Annotated in this window: 22 protein-coding genes and 1 riboswitch; of the genes, 11 read left to right on the forward strand and 11 right to left on the reverse strand. The window is 45.0% G+C overall.

Annotated elements, in window-relative coordinates; genetic code table 11:
• Together F8H35_RS08250 and F8H35_RS08255 are read right to left on the reverse strand one after the other, a co-directional pair.
• Nucleotides 1-401: endolytic transglycosylase MltG (locus F8H35_RS08250; RefSeq protein ID WP_472573065.1), on the reverse strand; the 401-nt coding region annotated here is incomplete at its 3' end.
• The gene (locus tag F8H35_RS08255) at nucleotides 398-976 is read right to left on the reverse strand and encodes a CDP-alcohol phosphatidyltransferase family protein (protein ID WP_472573066.1); all 579 of its coding nucleotides are present in this window, start codon (nucleotides 974-976) and stop codon (nucleotides 398-400) included. The genes F8H35_RS08255 and F8H35_RS08250, both read right to left, overlap by 4 nt.
• A 106-nt stretch (nucleotides 977-1082) precedes the next feature.
• On the opposite strand from F8H35_RS08255, the gene F8H35_RS08260 reads away from it, so the two are divergent.
• From F8H35_RS08260 to F8H35_RS08275, 4 genes are read left to right on the forward strand one after another with little or no spacing between them, the layout of a single operon-like run.
• Complete coding sequence (locus F8H35_RS08260) at nucleotides 1083-1460, forward strand: hypothetical protein (RefSeq protein WP_472573067.1); 378 nt, start codon at nucleotides 1083-1085, stop codon at nucleotides 1458-1460.
• A complete protein-coding gene (mnmL, locus tag F8H35_RS08265; RefSeq protein ID WP_472573068.1) occupies nucleotides 1461-2390 on the forward strand; it encodes a tRNA modification radical SAM protein MnmL/YtqA in 930 nt (309 codons plus the stop codon).
• Nucleotides 2387-3244 (forward strand): shikimate dehydrogenase, encoded by an 858-nt coding sequence (locus F8H35_RS08270; RefSeq protein ID WP_472573069.1) that lies wholly within the window; start codon nucleotides 2387-2389, stop codon nucleotides 3242-3244. The genes mnmL and F8H35_RS08270 overlap by 4 nt, the downstream gene beginning before the upstream one ends.
• Entirely contained in the window at nucleotides 3231-4493 is a 1263-nt protein-coding gene (locus tag F8H35_RS08275; protein ID WP_472573070.1) for an MgtC/SapB family protein, read from the forward strand. Before F8H35_RS08270 ends, F8H35_RS08275 begins: the two co-directional genes overlap by 14 nt.
• Before the next feature lie 25 nt (nucleotides 4494-4518).
• Here F8H35_RS08275 and rpmA read toward each other — a convergent pair whose 3' ends face one another.
• The 3 genes from rpmA to F8H35_RS08290 all read right to left on the reverse strand — a co-directional run bounded on the left by rpmA (nucleotide 4519) and on the right by F8H35_RS08290 (nucleotide 5387).
• On the reverse strand, nucleotides 4519-4773 hold the full coding sequence (gene rpmA / locus F8H35_RS08280; protein ID WP_472573071.1) for a 50S ribosomal protein L27: 255 nt from the start codon (nucleotides 4771-4773) through the stop codon (nucleotides 4519-4521).
• Between the two features lie 13 nt (nucleotides 4774-4786).
• Nucleotides 4787-5095, reverse strand: coding sequence for a 50S ribosomal protein L21 (rplU, locus tag F8H35_RS08285; RefSeq protein ID WP_472568832.1), 309 nt, complete (start codon nucleotides 5093-5095; stop codon nucleotides 4787-4789).
• A gap of 67 nt (nucleotides 5096-5162) precedes the next feature.
• A complete protein-coding gene (locus F8H35_RS08290) occupies nucleotides 5163-5387 on the reverse strand; it encodes a hypothetical protein (RefSeq protein ID WP_472573072.1) in 225 nt (74 codons plus the stop codon).
• Nucleotides 5388-5438: 51 nt separating this feature from the next.
• On the opposite strand from F8H35_RS08290, the gene truD reads away from it, so the two are divergent.
• Nucleotides 5439-6491 carry a tRNA pseudouridine(13) synthase TruD gene (truD, locus tag F8H35_RS08295; RefSeq protein ID WP_472573073.1) on the forward strand — a complete coding sequence of 351 codons (1053 nt, stop codon included), beginning with the start codon at nucleotides 5439-5441 and terminating at the stop codon, nucleotides 6489-6491.
• Here truD and rfaE2 read toward each other — a convergent pair.
• Nucleotides 6488-6952: a D-glycero-beta-D-manno-heptose 1-phosphate adenylyltransferase gene (rfaE2, locus tag F8H35_RS08300; RefSeq protein ID WP_472573074.1), complete on the reverse strand. Its 465-nt coding sequence runs from the start codon at nucleotides 6950-6952 to the stop codon at nucleotides 6488-6490. The genes truD and rfaE2 overlap by 4 nt on opposite strands.
• A gap of 62 nt (nucleotides 6953-7014) precedes the next feature.
• Here rfaE2 and F8H35_RS08305 point away from each other — a divergent pair, with 62 nt between their 5' ends.
• The 3 genes from F8H35_RS08305 to F8H35_RS08315 are packed head-to-tail and all read left to right on the forward strand — an operon-like array spanning nucleotide 7015 to nucleotide 8625.
• Nucleotides 7015-7314: a hypothetical protein gene (locus F8H35_RS08305; RefSeq protein WP_472568774.1), complete on the forward strand. Its 300-nt coding sequence runs from the start codon at nucleotides 7015-7017 to the stop codon at nucleotides 7312-7314.
• Nucleotides 7315-8169, forward strand: a complete 855-nt coding sequence (gene mtnP, locus F8H35_RS08310; protein ID WP_472573075.1) for an S-methyl-5'-thioadenosine phosphorylase — start codon at nucleotides 7315-7317, stop codon at nucleotides 8167-8169. It abuts the gene before it with no gap.
• A gap of 39 nt (nucleotides 8170-8208) precedes the next feature.
• Nucleotides 8209-8625 (forward strand): arsenate reductase ArsC, encoded by a 417-nt coding sequence (locus F8H35_RS08315; protein ID WP_472573076.1) that lies wholly within the window; start codon nucleotides 8209-8211, stop codon nucleotides 8623-8625.
• Here F8H35_RS08315 and hisF read toward each other — a convergent pair.
• Nucleotides 8622-9377 (reverse strand): imidazole glycerol phosphate synthase subunit HisF, encoded by a 756-nt coding sequence (gene hisF / locus F8H35_RS08320; protein WP_472573077.1) that lies wholly within the window; start codon nucleotides 9375-9377, stop codon nucleotides 8622-8624. The two genes, F8H35_RS08315 and hisF, sit on opposite strands and share 4 nt — an antisense overlap.
• Before the next feature lie 124 nt (nucleotides 9378-9501).
• Here hisF and F8H35_RS08325 point away from each other — a divergent pair, with 124 nt between their 5' ends.
• Entirely contained in the window at nucleotides 9502-11964 is a 2463-nt protein-coding gene (locus F8H35_RS08325; protein WP_472573078.1) for an EAL domain-containing protein, read from the forward strand.
• A 28-nt stretch (nucleotides 11965-11992) separates the two neighbouring features.
• Here the strand turns inward: F8H35_RS08325 and thiC are convergent, their stop codons facing one another.
• From thiC to F8H35_RS08340, 3 genes are all read right to left on the reverse strand, one after another.
• Complete coding sequence (gene thiC / locus F8H35_RS08330; RefSeq protein WP_472573079.1) at nucleotides 11993-13294, reverse strand: phosphomethylpyrimidine synthase ThiC; 1302 nt, start codon at nucleotides 13292-13294, stop codon at nucleotides 11993-11995.
• Nucleotides 13294-14100, reverse strand: coding sequence for a sulfide-dependent adenosine diphosphate thiazole synthase (locus F8H35_RS08335; protein ID WP_472573080.1), 807 nt, complete (start codon nucleotides 14098-14100; stop codon nucleotides 13294-13296). The genes thiC and F8H35_RS08335 overlap by 1 nt, the downstream gene beginning before the upstream one ends.
• 50 nt (nucleotides 14101-14150) lie before the next feature.
• Nucleotides 14151-14258: riboswitch (TPP riboswitch) on the reverse strand.
• A 52-nt stretch (nucleotides 14259-14310) separates the two neighbouring features.
• Nucleotides 14311-15504, reverse strand: coding sequence for a M20 metallopeptidase family protein (locus F8H35_RS08340; protein WP_472573081.1), 1194 nt, complete (start codon nucleotides 15502-15504; stop codon nucleotides 14311-14313).
• Between the two features lie 95 nt (nucleotides 15505-15599).
• Between F8H35_RS08340 and pyrE the strand changes: the two genes are divergently transcribed.
• Entirely contained in the window at nucleotides 15600-16193 is a 594-nt protein-coding gene (gene pyrE, locus F8H35_RS08345; protein WP_472573082.1) for an orotate phosphoribosyltransferase, read from the forward strand.
• A gap of 7 nt (nucleotides 16194-16200) precedes the next feature.
• Nucleotides 16201-17175, forward strand: a complete 975-nt coding sequence (locus tag F8H35_RS08350) for a polyprenyl synthetase family protein (protein ID WP_472573083.1) — start codon at nucleotides 16201-16203, stop codon at nucleotides 17173-17175.
• Here the strand turns inward: F8H35_RS08350 and recG are convergent.
• A partial coding sequence (recG, locus tag F8H35_RS08355; protein WP_472573084.1) for an ATP-dependent DNA helicase RecG occupies nucleotides 17172-18569 on the reverse strand: 1398 nt, incomplete at its 5' end. The two genes, F8H35_RS08350 and recG, sit on opposite strands and share 4 nt — an antisense overlap.

Here is an 18569-nt window from a genome sequence, read left to right on the forward strand (position 1 = left end):
AGTTCCCCCTTTTTACAAATTCTCTCTTTTGTAAAGAGCCTGTCAAGAACGAACAGGTCAGAGCCCGGTGGGACTGTAAATTTCTTAAGGCAGGGACTTCCCTTTTCAAACTCTTTAAATATTTCTTTTAAGTTCAGTTTACCCTTTATGCTGTAGCATCCAGCTTTTGGCTCAAAGGTTTCGTACCTTGCCCAGTAGTAGATTAGCTGGGGATGTTCTACGATGCCTTTTGAGTGGAGCTCTTCAATCAGTTCCTTAATGCTTGTTCCCTCTTTAACCTTCAGGGTTAAGTTAACTTCCTTTTTCTTTGAGACTTCTTTTTTTAAAAGGAGGAAAAAACCGAAGATTCCCAACATCAGCGCTAAAATGAGCGTTACTAAGAACAGGAGAAATCCTCTCAACGGAGCCTCTCTAAAGCGCAGAAAAGCCTCTGGAGTGCCGTAAGGTTTGAGAATAGTGCAAGTAGAACTGTTGTCTCGGTAGGATATCCGAAGAGAAGACCCAATATGAGTAGAACAACCCTTTCAGGCCTTTCAAAGATACCTACTTTACACTCGGCTCCTAAAGACTCTGCTCTTGCTCTTGCGTAGCTCGTTGCAAAAGCTCCCGATATGGAGAAGAGGGAACCCAAAAGCAATACCTCGTTACCTGTTAGATGGCCGTAGTAGAGAAGACCGGCCAGAGGAAAAAAATCTGCGTATCTATCTAAGAAAGAGTCAAAGAAGGCTCCAAATTTTGTTGTTCTTTTAGTTGTTCTGGCGAGAATGCCGTCAAAAACGTCGCAGGCGCCAGAGAGGGCAAGGAGCATGGTTCCGTTTAACAGGTTTCCTAAGGCTAAGAATATTCCTGCCATAGCAGAAAGAATAAAACCTGTTAAAGTTACAGCGTTTGGAGAAATCCCCAAGCTTCCTATGTTTTCTGCAACTGGCTTTAGGAATTCCTGAGTTTTTTCTTTAAAGTTTGAGGAGCTTATCATTCTACTTTACCTTTGCTCTACCCTGTTTCAGAGGAATTATAAGCTATAAAATTGGTTAATAGGGGAAAATTTCATAAGTTTACGTCAACTTACTCTGGAGGAAGCTATGGAAAGAGGACTTACGAGAGAGGAACTAATTGAGGTTATGGCTGTTTTGATGGAAGAGGAGGGTTTTGAACTCTACGAGCCCGAAGCTGAAGGAGAGGAGTACCTTCCCGACTTCTTAGCCGTTTTTGAGAATGAAGAGGGGGAGAGACAGCAGATAGCCGTTCAGGTTGAAGACTGTCAAACTCTTCAGACAGAAGAGGCTGAGAAGAGAGCGAAGGCTATAGCAGAACACTGCAGGCGCTCAGGCGAAGGGTTTATCTTTGTCGTTCCCATTGAGTGTGAGGAGCTTGGAAGTAAGAAGTTTGAGGAGTGGGGCCTTTCAGACGTTGCAGAGTTTGTTCCTATAGGAATTGAGTTTGAGGAAGAGGAGGAGTAGTTGGAGAGATACTACTCCTACTCCCGCTACCTGAAGGAGCTTTTCGGAGAGAAAGTTTTCAGAGTAACAGTTGACGCCGGGTTTACTTGCCCGAACAGAGATGGGACAAAGGGGACGGGGGGCTGTATCTACTGTTATTCCGGTTCAGACTACAACGTAGAAAAGAAGAGAAAATCGGTTAAAGAGCAGATAGCTGAAGGGATTGAACGGGTTAGAAAACGGTACGGTGCTAAAAAGTTTCTAGTCTACTTTCAGGCCTATACAAACACCTACGCTCCCGTCTCTCAGCTTAAGCCCCTCTACGATGTAATAAAAGATTTTCCAGAAGTTGTTGGTTTAATAGTGGGAACGAGGCCTGACTGCGTTCCAGACGAAACTTTAGAGCTTATTGCCTCTTATTCCAAAGACTATCTTGTCTGGATTGAATACGGCCTTGAGAGCTCCCACTTTAAATCACTCAGGTGGATGAACAGGGGCCACGGAGTTTCAGACTTTGTTGACGCCGTTCTAAGGACCAGGAAGTTTAAGGGGATAAACGTTTGCGCCCACGTTATTTTAGGCCTTCCAACGGAAGACTATTTAGACATGATGGAAACTGCAGACTTTTTGGCCTCCTTAAGGCTTGACGGCGTTAAGATTCATCCCCTTCACGTTATAAAAAATACAAAGCTTGAAGAGATATACCTGAAGGAGCGTTTTCCCCTTCTCTCTCTTGAGGAATACGTGGATCTGATTGTTGACTTCATAGAGAGACTCCCTGAAAAGACAGTTATCCAAAGAATTACAGGGGAAGCTCCAGAAGATCTGTTGATAGGTCCTGCTTGGTGCAGTCACAGGGAGAAAAACAGGGTTATAAACCTTATAAGAAAACGGTTTGAGGAGAGAGATACTTATCAGGGAGAAAAGTGCAGGTTCAGGGAGGAGGTATGAAAATAACTGGGAAGACCTCTGTTTACGGAATTTTCGGATACCCTGTAAAACACTCTCTTTCTCCTTTAATGCAGAACGCAGCTTTTGAAGAGGTGGGAGTAGACGCCGTTTACGTTCCGTTTGAAGTTGAACCTGAGAACCTGAAAGAGGCGGTTAATGGGGTAAGAGCCCTTGGTGTAAAGGGTTTAAACGTTACGGTTCCCCACAAAGAAAGGATTATTGAACACCTTGATTACCTTTCTGAAGAGGCGGAGCTCCTTGGGGCTGTAAACACCGTTAAGAACGAAAATGGGGAGCTCACCGGCTACAACACAGACGCAGAGGGCTTTTTAAGGTCTTTAGTTGAAGAAGGAGTTGAGCTTGAAGGAAAAAAAGCCCTTATGTTCGGTGCCGGAGGTGCTGGAAGAGCCGTTGGATACGCCCTTTTGAAAGGTGGCGTGAGCTTTCTCTACGTAGTTAACAGGAACTTTCAGAGGGCAAGGGAAGTTGGAGAACTCCTCGGCAAGCGTGGAAACGTTCTGGTCTTCCCGCTAAAGGAGTCAACAGTTGAAACCCTGCTGAAAGAGGTTGACATGATAGTCAACACGACCTCTGTCGGAATGAAGCCCGACGACCCTCACCTCTTTGACTACTCTAAGATTCCAGAGGGAGTAACCGTTGTTGACATCATCTACAACCCACCTGAAACGCCTCTCTTAAAGGCCGCAAAGGAGAAAGGGTGTAAAGCTGTTAACGGCCTTGGAATGCTTGTATATCAGGGAGCTGTTGCCTTTGAGATATGGACGGGAAAAAAGGCTCCTGTTGAAACTATGAGGGAGGTTCTGGAGAGGGAGCTCTACGGTGGAACTCCTTAAAGAATTTGTCAACTCAGAGGTCTGGAAACTCTACGAGCCTTACGTTGTTTCGCTTCTTCTCGGCGGGCTTGTTGGTGTTGAGAGGGAATTTAAGAAACAGAGAGAGAAAAAGAATTCTTTTGGCGGCGTTAGAACCTTTACCCTCATCTCTCTGTTTGGAACGCTCTCGGGAGCTCTCTCTTCCCATTTCGGCCTACCGATCGTCTACGTTTCCCTCTCTGGCCTTATTCTCCTTATTGGAATCTCAGAGTTTTTAGAGAGAGCTCCCGGCCTTACCTCAGAAATCTCCGGAGTGATTACCTACCTGATAGGTCTTCTCTGCTACACAGGAAACTACCAGCTTTCGGCACTCTTAACCATTTCCGTTCTGGCGGTTCTCTCTTTTAAAAAACAGATGCATGCCTTTGTAAAACACCTAACCCTTGAAGACCTCTACGCATTTCTAAAGTTTGCCGCCGTTACAGTTGTAATCTACCCGCTCCTTCCAGATACCAGTTTCTACGGCGTTAACCCACGGGAAGTGTGGACAATGGTTGTTGTTATTTCATCAATAGACTTTTTGGGCTACATACTCACAAAGTTTGCAGGTGAAAGGGGAGTTCTCATAGCGGGCCTCATAGGAGGGCTTGTCTCAAGCACGGCCGTTACCGCCACATTTTCTCCCCTTGCACGGATAAACCCGGTTTTAACAAGGGAGTACGCTGCAGGTATAGTTGGAGCTTCTGCAATAATGTTTCCCAGAATGACCGTCCTTGCCGCAATAGTGAGTCCCCACTTTGCAAAATACTTAATCGTTCCCTCCCTGGTTGCCTTCTCTTTCGGCGTTGTATACGCCTACTGGCTCACGAAAAAATCCTCAAAGAGGCAGGCTCAGGTTAACGTTAACAACCCCTTTGAGCTCTCAACGGCCTTTAAGTTCGGCCTCTTTTACGCCTTTATTCTCTTTGTTTCACGGGAAGCCCTGAAATACTTTGGAGACTTGGGACTTTACGCCGTTGCCGCCCTTTCAGGCCTTTCAGACGTAGACCCTTTAACCCTTTCCGTTTCAAAGCTCTTTGCTTCAGGTGCTGTAATGCTTATTCCCGGAGTAATTGCAGTTCTGCTTTCGGCTTTTGTGAATACCCTTTTCAAGTGGTTCTTAACGGTCTCAATGGGAACTAAGGAGCTCTTCAGACTCACAACTCCCGGTTTTATCCTTCTTGCAGTTGGGGAAGTCGTCGGAATACTTATTCTCTACCTGATTGTTTAGGGGGAAAGCCCCCACTTTTGGGGGCTTACTGGAGGGGGTAAACGCTAACGAACTTCTTATTTCTCCTTGTCTCAAACTTCACAACGCCGTCAATGAGGGCAAAGAGGGTGTAGTCACTTCCCATCCCAACGTTCTGGCCTGGGTGGATGGAAGTTCCCCTCTGGCGAACGATGATGTTTCCGGCCTTAACTACCTGGCCGTCGTGCCTCTTAACGCCAAGCCTTTTACCGATTGAGTCCCTACCGTTCTTGGTAGAACCCATACCTTTCTTATGTGCCATGGCAAACCTCCAATTAGCTTACGATTTCGTTAACCTGAATCTCTGTAAAGTGCTGACGGTGGCCGTATTTCCTCTGGTAGTGCTTCTTGGCCTTGTACTTGAAGACGATAATCTTCTTGCCTTTACCGTGGCGAACAACAGTTGCCTTAACCTTTGCTCCCTTAGCCTCAGGGCCAACCTTTACGTTCCCGTCGTCGTCCCTTACCATCAGAGCTTCAAACTCTACTTCGGACCCTTCAGGTAGGTTGAGCTTCTCAACCTTTAAAACCTGACCGGGCTCCACAACATACTGCTTTCCGCCTGTTTTTATCACGGCATACATTACCGAACCTCCGTAGGTGGTTAAAGTGGAGCATAATTTATACCAGCTCTGGCGAGGGGGTCAAGTTTTAAACTTCCAACTCCTCTATAAAGCTGTAGGAACTCTGTGGAATTATGAGGGTTCTCTTCTTGGCGCCTTCTTTTTTTAGCCTTCTATATTCGGAGATATCTTCCTTAAAGGCAAAGTAGCCGGAAGCCCTAACGTGGGCGTCGTTTACAAACTCAAGCTCCTCTGCAAACATAAAAGTCCCTTCTGCACAGCTTGGTGAGAAGACTATCAGGTAGATTTTCATTCCTTCCTCCCGGTTCTATCTTTTCTATCTGAAATTTTAAGGAGAGAGAACTTGAAAATCAAAAGCAGACCTGAACACTTCAAGGTTGAAGAGATCCTGAACCGGCCGCTGAAAAATAAAGGCGAACACAGGGTTTACAGGCTCTACAAAAAGGGACTTGAAACCCTGCCGGTCTTAAAGAAAATAGCCAGAGAGAGCTCTCTTCCATTTAAACTCATCTCCTACGGTGGGATCAAGGACAAAAACGCTGAGACTGTTCAGTTCATAAGCGTTCCGGCAAAGTTTCACCTAAAGGAGGTTTCCCTTCCAAACCTGAAGCTGAAAGAGGCCGGTTTTTTAGAAGTTCCCGTTGAAAAAGTGGTTTCAGGCAACAGGTTTACCATCCTTGTTGAGGGAGTAAAAGAGTTTCCCGAAGAAAGGTTAAAGATTTTAAAAGATTTCGGTTTCCCCAATTACTACGGAGAGCAGAGGTTTACATCTGTTAGAGACGGAGAGCTCTTCGTTCAGCATCTAAAAAACAGAGAAAAAGCACTGCTGTTTCTCTTTAAGCCTGCCGGATGGGAGAGCTCCCGGGAAAGAAAGGGCAAAAAAGCGTTCATTTCTGGAGATTACGCCACTGCCGAAAAGCTACTGAGAGGCTGGAGGAGAAAAATTGCTGCTTTTCTGAAAAAGGGAGGCACTCTAAAAGAGGCCTTTAAGCTGATACCTGAAGAGGAACTGGAATTTCAGATGAACGTTCTCCAGTCTCTCCTCTTTAACGAAAAACTTAAAAGCCTTATAGAAGATTCAGGCGTTGAAACAGTGAAGTTTCGGTATAGGGCCGGGGAGCTCCTCTTTCCCTTAGAAAAAGTTGAGATTCCGGGGGAGCTCCCTTCATACATTCCCGTTTCAAGAATCTATAGGAGTTTAATTAAGAAATTCAAAATAGACGAAAAACTGCTTTTCCCCTATACAGATTTTTTCCACCCTTTTACGAGAAAGACACTTGTAAAACCTCAGAAGATTTCCATTGAAAAGCTCCATCTGGGACTTCTTTTGAGTTTCTCTCTGCCTAAAGGTAGTTATGCTACTGTTCCTCTTAGATTCCTGTTTAGTGCTGTTTAATTTCCGTATATTTTTAAAATTTTTTCAATAATTTTCGTCGTTGATATGTCAAATTTAAAAGGAATTCTTTTAACTTCTTTTGCGAATTCTCTGCCGATTATTTTCTCTATAGGCCAATCTGCTCCTTTTACTAAAACGTCAGGTTTAACAATTTTAACAACCTTAAGAGGAGTTTCTTCATCAAATATAAAAACACAGTCAACGGGTTTTAAACCTTCAAGAACTCTTGCTCTGTAGTTTTCTGGAATTATGGGTCTTTTTTCTCCTTTTATCTTCTTTATTGAACTGTCACTGTTCATTCCTACAATGAGGAAATCTCCGAAAGATTTTGCTTTTTCCAAATAGTCAACGTGGCCGGCATGGATAATGTCAAAACAGCCGTTTGTAAATACGATTCGCTTTCCTTCCTCTCTCAGTTTCTCAACAAGTGAAGAGAGCTCCTCAAAATTCCTTAAGACCATAACTACCTCCTTAATCGGCTAAAATTCTTTACCAGAAAACTTATGAATGAAAGGAGGAAGTGATGGTTCTCTCTTTTGGAGAAGTTCCACAGCCCCACGAAATTGTAAACATCGCTTATGCCTTTGCTCAACAGAAGCAGAAAACGTGGTTTAATGGGGAGCTCCCCATAGACCCTGTAATGAGGGTTGTAGGAATGTTAGAACAGCAGGCACAACAGCTTCAGGCAGACGGAGTAAAGAACATCAAAATAACAATTTTAGAAGGAACAGACAAAGATGGCGATAAAGTGATAAACGTCTGGGGAATGGGAACGATCATCAAGCTGAAGGGAAAAGAACTTGAGTTTAAAGGAGGAGAGTAGATGAAAATAGGAGTAATCGGCGGAAGCGGACTTTACGACATAGAAGGGCTTACAGACGTTAAGGAGATAAGACTGGATACTCCGTTTGGAGAACCTTCAGACGCCTACATCTGTGGAAAGCTTGGAGACAAAGAAGTTTACTTCCTACCTCGCCACGGCAGGGGGCACGTTTACCTTCCCTCAGAAGTTCCTTACAGAGCTAACATCTACGGCTTTAAGATGCTTGGAGTAGACTGCATAATCTCAGTAAGCGCCGTAGGTTCAATGAAGGAAGAGATTAAGCCAGGAGATTTCGTAATCGTTACACAGTATTTTGACCGAACAAAGAACAGACCCTCAACATTCTTTGGAAACGGCATCGTTGCCCACATTCCCTTTGACACTCCGACCTGCCCCTTCCTTAACGAAATCATTTACAACGCCTGTATAGAAGAGGGAATTCCTGTCCACAGGGAAGGAACCTACATCTGTATTGAAGGACCTCAGTTTTCAACAAAGGCAGAGTCAAAAATCTACAGGAGCTGGGGCGTTGACGTTATCGGAATGACAAACATTCCGGAAGCAAAGCTTGCAAGGGAGGCCGAAATTCCCTACTCTGCAGTAGCCCTTGCAACAGACTACGACGTTTGGAAAGAGGGAGAAGAGGTAAACGTAGAGAAGGTTCTGGCAACGATGGCAAGGAACGTTGAGAACGCAAAGAAGATGATAAAGAGAGTTGTTGAAACTATTAAACCTGAAGACCTTGAAAACTCACCGGCAAGAAAGGCCCTCGTTGGAGCCATCCAGACAAAGCCGGAGTACATCTCAGAGGAAGCCAAGAAGAGGCTCTGGCTTCTTCTTAAGGACAGGGTTTAATTTGGGCGGTTCTTTCGCCCGTTCTGAACTGGAGAGATTATGAAAATAGGATTTATCTGCACTGGGAACTCTGCAAGAAGCCAGATGGCAGAAGGTTTCGGAAAGTTCTACGCAGAAAAGTTAAGTAAAGAGGTTGAGGTTTTCTCTGCAGGTTCAGAGCCTGCTGGATACATCCACCCTCTGGCGGTAAAGGTAATGGCCGAAAAGGGAATAGACATATCAGACCAGAGATCAAAGAGCCTTGAGGAAATACCCTTCAGTAAGCTTAACTTTGTTATAACCCTTTGCGGCGATGCTGCCGAAAGATGTCCGGTTGTTCCCGGAGCAAAAACAATCCATTGGGGCCTTCCAGATCCTGCAAAGGCCAGTGGAACGGAAAATGAAAGACTGGAAGTTTTTAGACAGGTGAGGGATGAGATAGAGAAGAGGGTGAGGGAGCTCCTTCTCTCCCTCTAAACCCTCACCCATACTCCCTTTTCTTTTAGATATTTTTTAAGTTCTGGAATTGAAATCTCCCTGAAGTGGAAAACAGAGGCGGCAAGAACAGCATCGGCCTTACCTTGTGTAAGCCCCTCGTAGAAGTGTTCAGGCTTACCGGCTCCCCCTGAAGCGATAACAGGAACTGAAACGGCCTCAGAGATAGCCCTTGTAAGCTCTATGTCGTAACCTGCCTTTGTTCCATCTCTATCCATAGAAGTAAGGAGAATCTCTCCTGCTCCCCTGTCAACAACCTCCTTAGCCCACTCAACTGCATCTTTACCAGTTGGTGTTCTCCCTCCGTGAATGTAAACCTCCCAGCTCTCTCCATTCCTCTTTGCGTCAATGGCAACAACGATACACTGAGAACCAAAGAGCTTTGCTCCTTCAGTTATGAGCTCTGGGTTCTTAACCGCAGCAGTGTTTATTGAAACTTTGTCTGCTCCGGCGTTTAACAGATTTCTTATGTCTTCAACAGTCCTTACACCCCCACCAACAGTTAAAGGCATAAAAACCTCTTCAGCCGTTCGCCTAACAACGTCTATCATTATTCCTCTTTTCTCGTAGCTTGCCGTGATGTCTAAGAAGACGAGCTCATCTGCCCCCTGCTCGTCGTAAACTTTGGCGTTCTCAACAGGGTCTCCTGCATCTATCAGATTAACAAAGTTCACTCCCTTAACAACCCTTCCCTCTTTCACGTCCAAGCAGGGAATAATCCTTTTTGCAAGCATAGTTCCTCCTGAAGGTCAGGTGTAGGTCAATTTTAACAGGAACTTCTTATCTATTGCCTTAAGTAATATTTGAGGTTATATAATCTTATTAAATTCTATATACCTTAATTCAAGGAGGGAACGAATGCAATTAAGCCTGAGGCAGTTCACACTCATAACAACGGTCTTGGGCTTAATACTAACTCTGTTTTTCGTTTACGATTATTTAGAAAGGAGAACAAAGGAAATTTTTATAGGGAATAAGGTAAAAACGGCAGAGTCAATAAGCCGACTGTTGAACGAAGAGATCTGTAAGAACTTTAATTTCCCCCATTCTAAGGAACAATTGAGAAGGCTTTTAGAGTCGCTGGAAGCTTCTTTTGGCAAAGAGCTTAAAGTTGATATTCATCCGGGAGCGTGTAGAGTAGCTACTAAGGCTTCAAAAGGTAAAGTGGTTCATTATCAGCCTATACCGTTTGAGAGTAAATGCTTCCAGTGTCACAAATTGGGAAAATCTGCCTGCCTTTCAGTTGCTCTTGATTTTTCAGAGGAGGTGCGAAAGTTTGAGATATCTTTTGTTCAACTTATGCTTTTGGTATTTATTCTTCCTCTAATACTGAGTTTTGCTTATAGTGAGATTCTTAGAAGGTTTTTGACTACCAAAATTAAAGCTATCAATAGTGCACTAAATAGAGGAAAATCGTTAGATCAAACGGTAAAATATCTTGAAAATGAATTAAGTAAGTCGAAAAGCTTCTTAACGGAAATAGAAAATCTGAGAGTTAGTTTGCTTAAATGTATAGAAGATGTTAGTGATATGGCAGTTGACAAAGAAGTTCTTGAGAATCAGTTGAAAATAATGGAAAAATTGATAATTACTTCTGAGGTTCTAAAGGACTGGGAAACGCCAGTAAAAGAGATAATTGCTTTTCTATCAGAGGATATTCCTATCGTATTCGTGTTTGTTCTTACTTTTGTTGATAATCAGGCCTGGGAACTCTACGTTTTCTGGACAGCGAATCCTGATTCACTGCTCAAAAAGAAGGCGGAAGAGGTAATACGACACATCCTTGACAGGAAGTTTCTAAGAGGGAACTTAACCATAATTCATAAAGTGGTTGACGAGAGTAAGAGTATAAGTTTAGAAGATGTAGGGGATCTTGAAACGAGAATAAAGTCAATTCTTCTTGATAAGCCTAAGATTGGTGGCGTTGTTGGCATAGGAGTTTCAACTAAAAAAACGATTACAAAGTCTCAACAGATAGCAATTAACGGTCTTCTTACAACTCTACTGAACGTGGTTGGTTCAATTAGGGCTATTTCAAAATATACCAAGGAAATTGAGTACTACGCTACGAGAGATCCTCTGACTGAGCTTTACAACCAGAGGGTATTCTGGGAGTTTTTGGATTATGAGGTAAACAGGGCCCGGAGGCAGAAGTACAAGTTTGCCCTTTTGGTGATAGACCTTGATAACTTTAAGCTGATAAATGATACCTATGGCCATGCTTTTGGAGATGCTTTTCTTCAGAACTTTGCCCGGATTCTTAAGAATATTACCCGGAAATCTGACATAGTGGCGCGTTTTGGTGGAGATGAATTTTGCATAATCATGCCCGAAGCCGATGAAGAACAGGCTTACTCTTTAGCCCAGAGAATAAAGGGAGCGGCTGAGGAGAACGCTATTCAGGCTCCTGATGGAAAACCTGTTTCTGCTACAGTTTCTATCGGGATAGCAGTTTATCCAGACCATGCAACAAATCCGAAAGACCTGTTTATGGTTGCCGATAATATGATGTATAAGGCTAAGAAAGAGGGCAAGGATAGGATAGCAGTTCCAGATATTAAGGACCTTGAAAAGATATATGAGAAGAAGGAGAAACTTAATAGTACCATAATTTATGCTTTGAAGCATGACAAAATTATTCCCTATTATCAGCCTATTCTTAACCTAAAAACAGGAAAGGTAGAAGCTCATGAAATCTTAATGAGAGTAGAGACAGAGAACGGAGAAATCCTGCCAGCTTATAAGTTTATAGAGGTTGCAGAAGATATGGGAATTATTTATAAGCTTGAACTTCAGATGCTTGATAAGGTTTTTGAGGAAGTTCAATCTACCGGTTATCAAGGATATTTGTTTATTAACTTTTCTCCAAAATCTATTATTGCCCACGATTACCTGAATACAATAAGGGATATGGTTTATAAGTATGATATTGATCCGTCAAAAATAGTTTTTGAAATAACGGAAAGGGAAACTGTGAGAAATCTGGAAATACTAAAAACTTTCGTTGGAAGCTTAAGAAGAGTAGGGTTTAAATTTGCAATAGATGACTTTGGAAGTGGTTATTCCTCTTATCTATACGTTAAACATTTGCCGATAGATTTCGTGAAAATTGAAGGGGATTTCATTAGAGAAATCCTAAATTCCCAGCTTGATGAGGCAATTGTTAAGAGTATTACTGTTCTGTGTCAGTCTCTTAACATCAAAACGGTAGCAGAGTTCGTAGAGAACGAAGAGATACTTACTAAGTGTAGAGAGCTAGGAGTGGATTTTGCACAGGGTTATTTTGTAGGAAAACCTACAAGAAAACTTAAGGCCGTTTAGAAAATCGGCGGCAAAACGCCGCCGGAAGTTATTTTTTGTTGAGATAGTCTTCAACTCTCTTTATTGAACAGAGTTTTCCGCACATTGTGCAGGTTTTTTCGTCTTCCTGGGGAGATCTCTCCTCTCTATACCTGCGGGCGGTTTCAGGGTCTATGGCAAGCTCAAACTGTTTTTCCCAGTCTAAGGCTTCCCTTGCCTTTGCCATTTCAATATCCCAATCAATGGCTCCCGGAACGCCTTTAACTATGTCTGCAGCGTGGCCTGCGATTCTCGCAGCTATTACGCCCTGCTTAACGTCTTCAACGTCTGGCAAGGCCAGGTGTTCAGCTGGGGTTAGATAGCAGAGGAAATCGGCTCCTGCCTTTGCAGCTATTGCTCCCCCAATTGCTCCGGTTATGTGGTCGTAGCCGGGAGCTACGTCTGTAACGATGGGACCCAAGACGTAGAAGGGAGCTCCGTGGCAGAGCCGTTTCTGAAGGAGTATGTTTGCTTCTACCTGATCAAGGGGAACGTGGCCGGGACCTTCAACCATAGCCTGAACGTCGGCTTCCCTTGCCCTGTCAACAAGCTCTCCAAGGGTTATGAGCTCCTCAATCTGGCACCTATCTGTTGCGTCGGCTATACACCCGGGTCGCATTCCATCTCCAAGTGAAAGGGTTACGTCATACTTCTTTGCAATCTCTAAGAGCCTGTCGTAGTACTCGTAGAGGGGGTTCTCTTTGTCGTTATAGACCATCCACTCGGCCATGAGGGCTCCACCCCGGGAGACGATGTTCATTATTCTTCCTTCATTCCTGAGCCTTTCAAGCGAAGAGAGAGTTACGCCGCAGTGGACGGTTATGAAGTCAACGCCGTCCTGACAGTGTTTCTCAATAACGTTGAAGAGGTCGTCTACCGTCATTTTCCCAATAAACCCATATTTCTCTGCAGCCTCCTTTGCGGCCTGGTAGATGGGAACCGTTCCAACCATAACCGGAGAGTTTTTTAGAATTGCTCTTCTGGTTTCATCAATAAACTTACCAGTTGAAAGGTCCATAACGGCGTCTGTTCCATACTTTAAGGCGACCCGTAGCTTTTCAAGCTCAAGTTCTATGTTCTCAATATCGCCTGAAGTTCCTATGTTTACGTTAACCTTTGTTTTCAGTCCCTTTCCGATGGCGCGGGGTGTAAAGTCTTCCCTCTCTCTGTGGTAGATATTTGCGGGTATAACTATCGTTCCCTCTATCAGGCCGTTAACTATATAGTCAACATCCCTCTTCTCGTATTCCGCACAGTATTCAACCTCTTTCGGAACGATTCCTTTTTTAACGAGCTCAACAAGTGTAGCCATTACTCCTCCTTATTGGATTTAAGCCTTTCAGCAATTTCCCTGGCAACCTTTTTGCCAGACATCAGCATACCACCGAAAACCGGTCCCATTCTGTGGGAACCACAGGTTGCGTTTGCGGCCATTCCGCTAACGAAAATGCCCGGGAATACCTCTTTTGAGTTCTTAACCGTGTCTTCCTCACCAACTGAAGCCCACAGAGGTTTCTCTCCAACAACGCAGCCGGTTTCCGTATTCAGCTTAATTCCGGCCTTTCTCTGAAGTGTTGAAACGACTGTTGCATCGTGGCCTGTGGCGTCAATGACGTATTTAGAAGTTATTACAAGTGGGTCAACCATAAGGTGGTTCATATCAACGGTTGTCCAGTTGATAACCAGTCCACAAACCCTGTATTGGCCGTTTACCTGCTTTAGAACAACGTCTTCAGCAGTTACTCCATTAAAAACTGTTGCTCCTGCTTTTACAGCTCTGGATGCTATCGTTGTTACAGACTCAACAGCATCTGCAAGGTAGTAGCCCGGCTTATACTCTCTGTAGTTAACGCCAAACTCGTCCAGAACTTCCCTTCCCATTTCTTGAACAACGATTTCGTTAAAGAACATGGCTCCAGCCCACATTCCACCGCCTATTGAGAGCTTCCTCTCAAAGATGGCCACTTTAAAACCTTCCTTTGCAAGGTAGTAACCTGCAACAAGACCTGAAGGTCCTCCTCCAACAATGGCAACGTCTAACTCAAGGTGGTTTTTCAGTTTTTCCATAAATGAGGTAATGATGGCTTCTGAGATGACAACTTCGCTGAGGTTCTGCATACCGCCTCCTTATTGGGATTTCTACCACGAGGGAGGCTGTAAGGAGGGGGAGACAGACTCTCGCCGCTCCCTACGCCGGCATTACCCGGATCAGGTTCCAGGGGTTCCTGCCAGAAGAGGCAGGTCTCAGGAGCCCAGCTCCACCCCCGCGGCAGTTTTAATTCTACACTTGTTGAGAATGATTTTCAATTAGACGACGTTTTACTGCCTCTAAAGGTAAGTTAATGCCAGATAGGACTCTACTGCAACTCCTACGGTAAGGGCGTCTTCATCTATGTCAAACCTTGAGTTGTGGAGGGGATAGATTATTCCCTTTTCCTCGTTTCTCACTCCTAACCTTATAAAAGTTCCGGGAACGTGTTGGAGGTAGACTGAGAAGTCCTCCCCACCCATTGTAGGCCTCTCAAGGATTACAACTCTCTCTTCCCCAAGGAGCTCCCCCATCTTCTCAACGGCAAACTTTGTGGTTTCCGGGTGGTTTATGAGGGGAGGCGTTCCCTCTTCAAACTTGAAGGAGTACTCTCCACCGTAGGCCGATGTGATTCCAGAGAGAGCTCTCTCTATCAGCTTTGGAATTCGCTCTCTAACTTCGTTTGATAAAGTCCTTATCGTTCCGTCAAACTCAACTTCATCTGGAATGATGTTCTCTGCAAAGCCCCCCTGAATCTTTCCGATGGTGAGAACTGCCGGCTCTAAGGGGTCTAAGTATCGGCTTACTATGTGGTGGAGGGCGTTTATTGACTGGGCTGCCATTATTACCGGGTCAACTCCCTGGTGGGGACGAGAGGCGTGGGTGCTTTTCCCGATAACTTTTACCCTGAAGACGTCTGATGAGGCAAGGAAAGGGCCTTCCTTTGTTCCCACGTAGCCGGCGGGGAGCTCCGGAAATACGTGAAGGGCGAAAATGGCAGAAACTTTGGGGTTCTCAAGGACTCCGTGTTCAACAAGCCACTTTGCCCCCTTACAGTCGTGCCTCTCCTCGCAGGGCTGGAATATGAGTTTAACGTTTCCCTTCAGGTGTTCTTTCATCTGGCAGAGAACCTTTGCAGCTCCAAGGAGCATTGCCGTATGGGCATCGTGGCCGCAGGAGTGCATAACGCCTTTTATCTTAGAAGCATAAGGCTTTCCTGTTTTCTCCTCCGTTGGAAGGGCGTCCATATCGGCCCTCAGGGCAACCGTTTTTCCTTCCCTTTTTCCTCTTATGATTCCAACTACAGCGGTAGATTCGGCAAAGTCTTCTAAAACTTCATCAACGCCAAATTCCTTCAGTTTTTCAGCAACGAATTCGGCTGTATTGAACTCCCTTCCCGAAAGCTCCGGGTACATATGGATATGCCTTCTCCAGGAGATAACCTCTTCTTTTATACTTTCAGAGAGTGAAAGGACTTTCTGACGGAGCTCCATCTTTCAACCTCCCATTTCTAAATCATGCTAAAGATAAGGACTTTGCCGAAATTTGTCCTAAAATTACACCAGCCAAAAAGGAGGTGAGTTGAAGGATGCTTACCGAGGAGCAGATTAAGGAGATATTCCTGAAGGCTGATGCTTTCTTAACAGGCCACTTTCTTCTGTCAAGCGGTCTTCACAGCCCCTACTACCTTCAGTGTGCAAAGGTTCTGCAGTATCCTGAATACGCAGAGATTCTCTGCAGGGAACTTGCAAGGAGGATTAAGGAGACGGGAGTTGGTTACGATCTGATTATAGCTCCGGCGATTGGGGGAATTATTGTCTCTTACGAAACTGCAAGACATTTAGGCGTAAGGGGAATCTTTGCAGAGAGGGTTGACGGTAAACTTACGCTCAGAAGGGGATTTGAGATAAAGAAAGGCGAGAGAGCCGTTGTTGTTGAAGATGTTGTTACGACAGGAAAATCTACAAAGGAGACGATAGAAGTTGTTAAAGCCCACGGCGGAGAAGTTGTTGCCGTTGGGAGTTTAGTTGACAGGAGCGGCGGAAAGGTTGACTTTGGAGTTCCGTTCCAGACCCTCTGGAGACTTGAAGTTCCCGTTTACCAGCCTGAGAGCTGTCCTCTCTGTAAGGAGGGGAAAGAACCTCTGGTGAAACCGGGAAGCAGGAACATTCCGCTGAAGTAGGTGGACAATGAAAATTTTTAAGCCGTTTGAGGTTGTAAAGGAAGAGCTTGAAAGGGCGGAAGAGTTTTCAAGAGAACTCCTCTCAAGTAAGGTCTCTTTAGTTCTAAGGGCAGGCGGATACATTTTAGACAGCGGCGGAAAACGGGTTAGACCGGGCCTTACGATCATTGCCGGGAAGATGGTGGGAGCTCCCTTAAACCGCCTCATTCCCGTTGCAACTGTTATGGAGTATATGCACACTGCGACACTCCTTCACGACGACATTGTTGACGGAGCAAAACTTAGAAGGGGAAGACCTTCGGCCAACGAGGTTTTTGGAAACGACGTTGCCGTTCTGGTTGGCGACTACATGTTTGCAAAGGCCATCTACGTTCTGGCAGTTTACGGCGGTGAAGAAGTTTTGAAAGTGGCGTCTCAGACGGTTCAGGATATGGCAGAAGGTGAGCTCCTCCAGCTTGAAAAAATTGGAGACCTTTCAATAACTGAAGAGGACTACTTTGACGTTATCTACAGGAAGACCGCTTCACTCCTCTCAACCTGCTGTGAGTGTGGTGCCATAGTTGGAAACGCAGGTGAGGAAAAGAGGAGAGCTCTTAAAAAGTACGGAGAGTACATAGGTTATGCCTTTCAGCTTGTTGACGATGCTTTTGACTACATCTCAGACTCACAGACTATTGGAAAGCCTGCTGGAAACGACATAAGGGAAGGAAAGGTTACCTACCCGTTACTCTCTGTTTGGGGGGAGCTTTCAGAAGAAGAGCGTGAAACTGTTGAATCGGTCTTCTCAAACCCTCAGCCTTCTCAAGAAGAAATTGATACGATAAGGAGAATCGTCCTTGAGAGGGGCGGAGACAGGAGGACATTCCAGCTGGCAAGGGAGTTTGTTGAGAGGGCTAAAGGAGAGATCTCCGTCTTTGAGGAGTCTCCACTGAAAAAAGCGCTCTTTGAAGTTGCAGACTTTATAGTTGAGAGAACCTACTAACCTACCTCTACAAGGTCAAACTTTTCTCCGAAACGGAATTTCATCAGCTCCTTAAGGTCGTTAAGGCCTTTAAGTTCAGGGTTCTTCTCAATCAGCTTTTCAGCCTCTTCCCTTGCCGTTTTAAGGATTTCGTAGTCCCTCCTCAGGTCTGCAACCTTAAAGTCTCCAAGGCCAGACTGTCTGGTTCCAAATATCTCTCCGGGACCTCTGAACTGAAGGTCTGCCTCGGCGATTTTGAAGCCGTCGTTTGTTGACTCAAGAACTTTCAACCTCTTTATGGCGTCCTCTCCAACGCCTCTTGAAGTGACGAGGAAACAGTAGGACTGCCTGTCTCCCCTTCCAACTCTTCCCCTCAACTGATGAAGCTGTGCAAGTCCGAACCGTTCTGCGTGTTCAATCACCATAACTGTGGCTTCCGGAACGTCAACTCCAACTTCAATAACCGTTGTAGAAACGAGAACTGAGAACTCTCCTTTCTTAAAGGCTTCCATTACGGCATCCTTCTCTTCCTGCTTCATCCTGCCGTGTAAAAGGCCAACTTTGTGGGGCTTTAGCTTTTCACTCCAGTAGTGGAACATCTCGGTTGCAGCCTTGAGCTCTAACTTTTCAGACTCTTCTATCAGTGGGTAGACGATGTAGACCCTGTTGCCCTTTTCTATCTCTTCTTTGAAGAACTCTATCAGCGTGTTTCTCTCATCTTCAAAGACAATCTTTGTCTCTATGGGTTTCCTTCCGGCGGGAAGCTCGTCTATTACAGAGACGTCAAGGTCTCCGTAGGCTGTCATCGCAAGTGTTCGGGGAATGGGAGTTGCCGTCATAACAAGAACGTCCGGCATCTTTCCCTTTTTCTTCAGCTCAACCCTCTGCTTCACGCCAAAGCGGTGCTGTTCGTCTATGATTGCAAGGCCTAAGTTCTTAAACTCAACTCCTTCCTGTATTAGGGCGTGGGTTCCAACAACAACCTGAATAAAGCCCTCTTTTATTGCCCTGTAAACGGTCTCTTTCTGCTTTTTCGTCATGCTTCCAGTTAGAAGGCCGACCCTTACACCGTAGGGTGAGAGGAACTCTTTAAACTTTTTAAAGTGCTGGTTTGCAAGAATTTCGGATGGAGCCATTACGGCCGTCTGATAACCGCTCTTTGCCGCAAAGAATGCTGCAGCTGCGGCAACAACGGTTTTTCCGCTTCCCACGTCTCCCTGAACAAGCCTGTTCATGGGTTCAGGCTTTTTCATATCTTCAACTATCTCTTTTAAGACCCTCTCCTGTGCGTTTGTCAGTTTGAAGGGGAGGGCTTTTTTGAACTCCTCTATCAGCTCCTCTGAAACGGGAAAGGCTATTCCCTTTTCTTTTTTTATCTTCTGCCTGTGGAGTGCAAGGGCTAACTGGAATAGGAA

It is taken from the genome of Thermovibrio sp. (assembly GCA_015488335.1).
In the GTDB taxonomy this organism is placed as follows: Bacteria; Aquificota; Aquificia; order Desulfurobacteriales; family Desulfurobacteriaceae; genus Balnearium.